The sequence below is a fragment of the Paenibacillus sp. 01T422 genome (assembly GCF_056398785.1).
Genome location: NZ_JBFTQB010000724.1, coordinates 1 through 6,291, shown reverse-complemented (window position 1 = coordinate 6,291; position 6,291 = coordinate 1). Strand labels below are relative to the sequence as shown.

The 6,291-nt window shown below is 47.0% G+C and carries 7 protein-coding genes and 1 pseudogene; all 8 read left to right on the top strand.

The genetic code is table 11. The features are described 5' to 3' along the window. Nucleotides 1–386 (top strand): Pvc16 family protein (locus tag AC1DUA_RS29880; protein WP_477503200.1); only part of this gene is annotated, 386 nt, incomplete at its 5' end. 11 nt (nucleotides 387–397) lie between these two features. Beyond that, the gene (locus tag AC1DUA_RS29875; protein WP_477503199.1) at nucleotides 398–1,198 is read left to right on the top strand and encodes a peptidase associated/transthyretin-like domain-containing protein; all 801 of its coding nucleotides are present in this window, start codon (nucleotides 398–400) and stop codon (nucleotides 1,196–1,198) included. A gap of 125 nt (nucleotides 1,199–1,323) precedes the next feature. Further along, a complete protein-coding gene (locus AC1DUA_RS29870; protein ID WP_477503198.1) occupies nucleotides 1,324–3,009 on the top strand; it encodes a phage tail sheath subtilisin-like domain-containing protein in 1,686 nt (561 codons plus the stop codon). Further along, on the top strand, nucleotides 2,912–3,115 hold the full coding sequence (locus AC1DUA_RS29865) for a phage tail protein (protein WP_477503197.1): 204 nt from the start codon (nucleotides 2,912–2,914) through the stop codon (nucleotides 3,113–3,115). The genes AC1DUA_RS29870 and AC1DUA_RS29865 overlap by 98 nt, the downstream gene beginning before the upstream one ends. Before the next feature lie 85 nt (nucleotides 3,116–3,200). Continuing rightward, the gene (locus AC1DUA_RS29860; RefSeq protein ID WP_477503196.1) at nucleotides 3,201–3,578 is read left to right on the top strand and encodes a phage tail assembly protein; all 378 of its coding nucleotides are present in this window, start codon (nucleotides 3,201–3,203) and stop codon (nucleotides 3,576–3,578) included. Then, entirely contained in the window at nucleotides 3,575–3,778 is a 204-nt protein-coding gene (locus tag AC1DUA_RS29855; protein ID WP_127458506.1) for a DUF6760 family protein, read from the top strand. The genes AC1DUA_RS29860 and AC1DUA_RS29855 overlap by 4 nt, the downstream gene beginning before the upstream one ends. A gap of 7 nt (nucleotides 3,779–3,785) precedes the next feature. After that, the gene (locus AC1DUA_RS29850) at nucleotides 3,786–4,229 is read left to right on the top strand and encodes a phage tail protein (RefSeq protein ID WP_477503195.1); all 444 of its coding nucleotides are present in this window, start codon (nucleotides 3,786–3,788) and stop codon (nucleotides 4,227–4,229) included. Between the two features lie 42 nt (nucleotides 4,230–4,271). Next, a pseudogene (locus AC1DUA_RS29845) lies at nucleotides 4,272–6,291 on the top strand (hypothetical protein); the annotation flags it as partial.

Sequence of the window (6,291 nt, the reverse complement as noted above, 5' to 3'; positions counted from 1 at the left end):
CCCATATGATTGCCCGGGGGACAACACAGATTCAATACCCTCCCATGGTGGTAGATCTCAGCTACTTGCTGACGGTACATTCACCGGCTGAGCTTCAATCCAGAGCGCTCGATGAGCATCGGATTTTGGGACGGGCCATGCAAGTGCTCTATGATCATTCCATACTTAGAGGCTCTATGACCGTAGGAACGCTTGCTGAGAAAGACGAAGAAGTTCGCATCGTGATGGAGCCCCACAAAGGCGAAAGCATCCTTAACATGTGGAACTTCGCAGACACCCCGTACAGACTTTCAGTCAGCTATACAGTGGGGCCTGTCAACATTGACTCAACCCGCATCAAGACCACCAAAAGAGTTTCGGAAACCGATTTTCGCATACAAGGCTAGGGGGCTGGGTAGTGGAACTTATTCGCGTATCACGATTGAAAACCCGTGTATCCTTAGTTGTTTGCTTAATCGATGCCATGACCTCACAGAATCCTCTTGGCAAGACGACCACCGTATTTTTAGAAGGCACCCGTTCGAAAGCAATTAGTAAATCGAATGGTTCCTATATATTTAATGATTTACCGCCCGGTGAATACCGTCTTATGGTAAGCAACGAGCACTATTTTCAGGAACAGACTCTAATCACTATAGGAACCGACAATTTTATAGAGGTTGTTCAGTTAAAACCGTTGCCCTCCTATCCGTTTTCCCAAGGTGCTGGACTCATCCGAGCCATGCTTCAGGATGCGGCTGGAGCTCCAGTGCGCAATGCCAGTTTGCAGGCCACGATTCTAACCGAAGAGTGCGCCCGAGCTCGCGTTATGGCAGATCAACTGGAGAAGGGAGCGGAGGAGATAACACTAGGAGCGTTTACAGGTGTTATTTCTGCAGGTGATACCTACATACTTCGAGGACGAGGTACTAAAGCCGCAGAGGAGCAAATCCAAATTGCGGAAGTAATTGAGCATCAGAAGCGCTTTAAGTTAAGGACAAAGCTGACTAAAGCGTTTACTAGAGGCTCTCTTTTGCTGCCCGTCCAAGAAACACGAGTAACAGAACGCGGAGAGGCCGTGATTGCTTTTCGTGGCAATCGGATTTCGGCTTTTCAGACAGATTTGGTCATTACATATGGTTCTAATAAGCATTTGACGAAGGAAGTTCTGGTAACTGAAGGAACGACCACCAATCTTGGCATTATTCGTCTGACCTAACCCTAATTAGTAGAATGGACACGTCCATCTTCTATACAAAAATGACAAGCAGAAAGGAGAGAACTGGTTTCACGTCTATGGCTGTGTCATTTATTTTAGTGCCATATTGACGGAACTGGGGAACAATGGCTGACTATTTATCACCTGGAGTCTATGTGGAAGAGTTTGACAGCGGTGCGCAACCGCTTGAAGGTGCAAGCACAAGTACGGCCGGGTTTATAGGGCTTGCGCAAAGAGGGGAAATTGAAGGTGTCCCTCAATTGGTTACGAGCGTAGCTGATTTTCATCGTTTATTCGGCAGCTACTTGTCCGAGAACGAATTCGGCGAGTATCGCTTCCTTTCTTACGCTGTTGAGCATTTTTACTTAAACGGAGGTTCCCGCTGTTATGTTATGCGTGTAGCGCCAACTGACGCGAAAGTAGCAACAAACAAAGCGGAAACTAACAAAGAATCCGCAGTTCTCCAAATTGCTTCCAAAAACCCTGGAACATGGGGCAACCAAGTTCGTATCGTCGTTGTGCCATCCAGCAAAGCCAAAACACAAATCTACGAAGCGCTTAGCGAAACGCAATACCGTGTAAAAAATAACGCTGGCTTTAACGTAGGCGACGTCGTTGCTTTCGAAGCAGCTGGCAAAAAGCAATACAACAAAGTCATCGCATCCCAAGATAACATCATTGAACTTGCCGAAGAACTGGAAGGCGATGTTGTAGACGCTGGTCTGCTTCCTGCTAAGGTTTTGACGACTTGCGAATTCACGTTGCATGTATTCTACGGCGATGAAGCTGAGACTTACGAGAAAGTATCCTTGAACATCTCAGCAGCAAATCATATCGAGAAAATCATTTCCCGTTCCAACATCATCACGGTGAAGGATTTGACAGAAGGTAAAGATCTTGGCTCTATCGCTCCTTTTGAAGTGCTTTCCGGCGAAGATGAAGCGGTTGGGAAATTCCAAATCGCCCTGTCAGGCGGAAGCAACGGTTCCATCGCACAAGTAACGCCTGATATCTTCATGGGTGTAGACCGTGGACCTGGTAAACGTACAGGGATTCAGTCCTTCATCGACAACGATGTTGTCAGCATTATGGCAATTCCTGGTGTAACTGAGCCTACCGTTCAACTTTCTCTGGTTGCTCACTGTGAAAACCTAGGCAGCCGTTTCGCTGTTCTGGACATTCCGCGCGAGAAAACAAAAGTTGCTGACGTTATGACGCACCGCAACATTTTTGACAGTTCTTACGCAGCGATGTACAATCCTTGGCTTCAAGTGTTCGATCCATTAGATAAAAGAAATATTTCCATCCCGCCATCAGGGTCTGTCATTGGTATCTACTCCCGTTCCGACCAAACGCGTGGCGTACAAAAAGCGCCTGCTAACGAAGTCGTTCGCGGTGCCGTTGGTCTAGACTGCCAATATAACAAAGGCGAGCAAGATATCTTGAACCCACAAGGCGTTAACTTGATTCGTGCTTTTGCCGGACAAGGTATTCGTGTATGGGGTGCTCGTACAACGTCCTCTAACGGTTTATGGAAATATGTTAACGTTAGACGTTTGTTCATCTTTATTGAAGAGTCCATCAAGAATGGCACGAACTGGGTTGTTTTCGAACCGAATGATGAACAGCTTTGGGCTCGTGTACAACGAACCATCGATGCGTTCTTAACGCGTGTTTGGAGAGGTTACGGACTCCATGGATATGTACAACTGGATGTCCGAGTCCATTCAGGGGAAAGTTGCCCGCAAAACCGTTACGATCATCGCGATCAACGAAGAAGGCGGCGACGTAGCAACTTGGCAGGTTATTGAAGCATGGCCGTCTAAGTACTCAGCACCAAGCTTCAAAGGTACAGGCAATGAAGTTGCCATTGAAAGCTTAGAGCTTGCTCATGAAGGTATGACACGTACGAAGTAACGATTGTTAGAGTAGGCGCCGGAGCAGTAGTCTCCGGTTCCTATCTCTTCTTTTTTTCAGCTTAAAGCATAAGGAGGAAACCATCATGGCTTTCAAAACAGAATACGAATTCGAACTGCCTAGAGGATATGTCGATGACAATGGTAACCTGCACAAAAGAGGCGTTATGCGTTTAGCAACAGCTGCTGACGAAATCCTGCCTATGCGTGATCAACGCGTTCAGCAAAACCCTGGCTATCTGACAATTATCTTACTAACGCGTGTTATTACGAACCTTGGTGATCTGCGTGCTATTGATACAAGAGTAGTTGAGAAATTTTTTACAGCGGATCTCGCATTCCTGCAAAACTTTTATCGTCAAATTAATGAAATGGAAGTGCCGAGCGTGCACACTAGCTGTCCGAAATGTGAGCATGAGTTCGATGTGGACGTGTCTTTTTTGGACGAGATGGCGGGGGCATAACCGGATATCCCATTGACAAGATCTATGAGGAAGCGGGCTTTATTGCTTACTATTTTCATTGGACGCATGATGAAATCATGTCAATGGAACACAAGGAACGCCGAACGTGGTGTGAGGAAATTTCCCGCATCAACCGCAATCTGAATGACGATGGTAAAAAGCAGCCTGACAACCCGTTTGATGTGTTCGGTAAGAGGTGAGTAACGAGTGAAAGTATCCAAACCGCATAATGTTGGCAGCGCATTTCGATTCGTGGTAGAGCTTGATGGCTTGATCGTTGGAGGTTTCTCTGAAGTGACCGGCATGAAGTCGGAGACAGAAGTGAAGCCGTTATGGGAAGGCGGGGTCAACTCGCACCCTCATTACATGATCGAACATACGAAATACCCGAACATTGTGCTCAAAAGAGGCATCACCAATTCCAGTGAGTTGTGGGAATGGTACGATAGCGTTACTCAAGGTAAAATCAAACGAAAAAACGGCTCCATTATCCTGCATAATCAAGCAGGGACGGAGATGTGCCGTTGGAATTTCTTTGGAGCATTCCCTGTGAAATGGAACGGGCCGGATCTAAACGCCACCAGCGGAAGTGTAGCAATCGAGTCTATTGAGCTGGTCCATGAAGGTTTGAAGACGATTTTTAAAAAGTAAGAAATAATTGGGTCGAGGCCACAACTCATAGGGGGATTGTTTATGAAATCTCGACAATCAAATAAACCCCAGGCGAAGAGGAAAAAGGCCAATAAAGCTGTTTGGCAGACTTCGGTGACGAACAGCAGCTCTGCAGGACGTACTGCAAGGGAATCAAATCAATTTGCGACAGGTATTTTGGGCAAATATGGTTTCTGGCGAAACAACTATTTAGGATTGTTAGCCCTTATTTTTAAGCAAAATGGTAGGCACAGCCGTAAACAATTAGCGGCATTAACAGATCCGAATGATCGAGCATGGGTTATTCAGCTGGAATTGCTTTTGCAAAACTTGCAGCATCCGGAATCAGCACCGCTCATCACGAAGCAACAAACCATTCGTCAGATTGAGCAGCTTATGACGAATGCCGGGTATCAGATTCCGGCAGCCCAAGCGTTATCGCATAGAACTTCAAGTCCGCCATATGTCACTTCAGTTCATCTGCAAGATGAGCAGCCAGCTGAGAAGCCGGTTAAGCCAAGAGGGCGCAAAAGCAAGAAGCGGCTCGAAGCCAGGTCATCCGTTAACCATATGATTCATCCAGAGATGACCCCGGAATCCCCAAGTGAGAAAAGGGTCAAACCCGCATTCATTAATCACGTTAATAAAGGAAGTTTACCGTTAATCAACCGCTCGATTGGGCAGATTGCTGCATCAGTAGGGATGGTTGGCAGCAGTCGGCGTTCAAYGCCTGAGCAGCAGTCACGAACGGTAAGCAGACATCAACATACAACGCAACATGTAAACATACAGCTTAAAAACATTAACCTTTTTCATAAAAATAACATTCGTGAAAAAGGCGATCAGTCTGCAACTCGCACTGGCTTGAATGGTACATCTATGACTAGTCATATTAACGTGGCTAATCATGTAGAGGCTATTCAACAAACATCGCGTTTACTTGAACAGTTTCAAGAAGGCAGGTCATCTGTAGGAGCGTTGGAAAAACAAGGCTCAGGTTCTTCTGCTGCATCGAGTGCAAGGGGAAGTTTAAGTGCCGATACAAGTGCAAGGGTAGGCGCAAGTGCAAGTGCAGGCTTAAGTGGAAACTTAAGTTCGGGTCATCCTTCTGTTTTGCAGATAGCGACGCAATTTTTGAATGACGTAGTTCAGCCACAGCTAGTCAGTAAGATGCACCATCAACAGGTATTTGCGGGAAACGTGGCAACTGCAAGCTCGTCGGCGTCATCTCCCAGAATGTTGCCAAAGCTTGGTGAAGGCCCCTTTTCGACAGGGACGACGCCGACTGCGGTGCAATTCATCAATAGTTTGTTAGTAAGAAACGCTTCTCAGGAAGCGCCATCTTCAATGGATACAATGCCTACACCTCATGGAATCGATATGGGGGTAGATCGCAAACCTGTAGCTTCATCATCCAGAGGTTTCCTGGCAGCAAGCCAAGTTCCAGTTGCGATTAATGCGTCTCGCTTAACGTCAACGGTTCCCTTTGCTATGCACGCAACGACTAATGTGAATGCAAGAACTGAAACCCGGCGAGGCGCGTTGAATTCTCCGCGTGTTTGGCGGAAATCACAAGGGCAAGAGCATGCGCGTATAGATGCACAGGTTCAGGCGCAAGAGCAAACTCGCATGCAGGAACGTTTGGACATGCATGTGCTTGAGCGTGAGAGAGTACGGATGCGGGAGCAAGAACTACAAGTACAACAACAAGAGCTGCAACAACAAGAACAGGAGCAAGAGCGAGCTAAGGAACAAGAGAGAGTACGTGCCCAGGAGACTGCGCTTAATGAGCATGCCGCACAGCTTCAGGAGCAATTGCAGATAATGCAAGAGCGAATGGGGAATCAAGGTGACGAAGCTGGAAATCGGCAGGATCAGGCCGGAATTCTTTGGCAAAGTAGTGTAAGTGGCCAAGAGCAAGGGGTTGTGCAGGAGCAGCGACTAGCTCAAGAGCAGCAGAGAGTGCAAGAGCAAGAAAGAACGCAAGAGCAACAGAGAGTGCAAGAGCAAGAAAGAACGCAAGAGCAACAGAGAGTGCAAGAGCAAGAAAGAACGCAAGAGC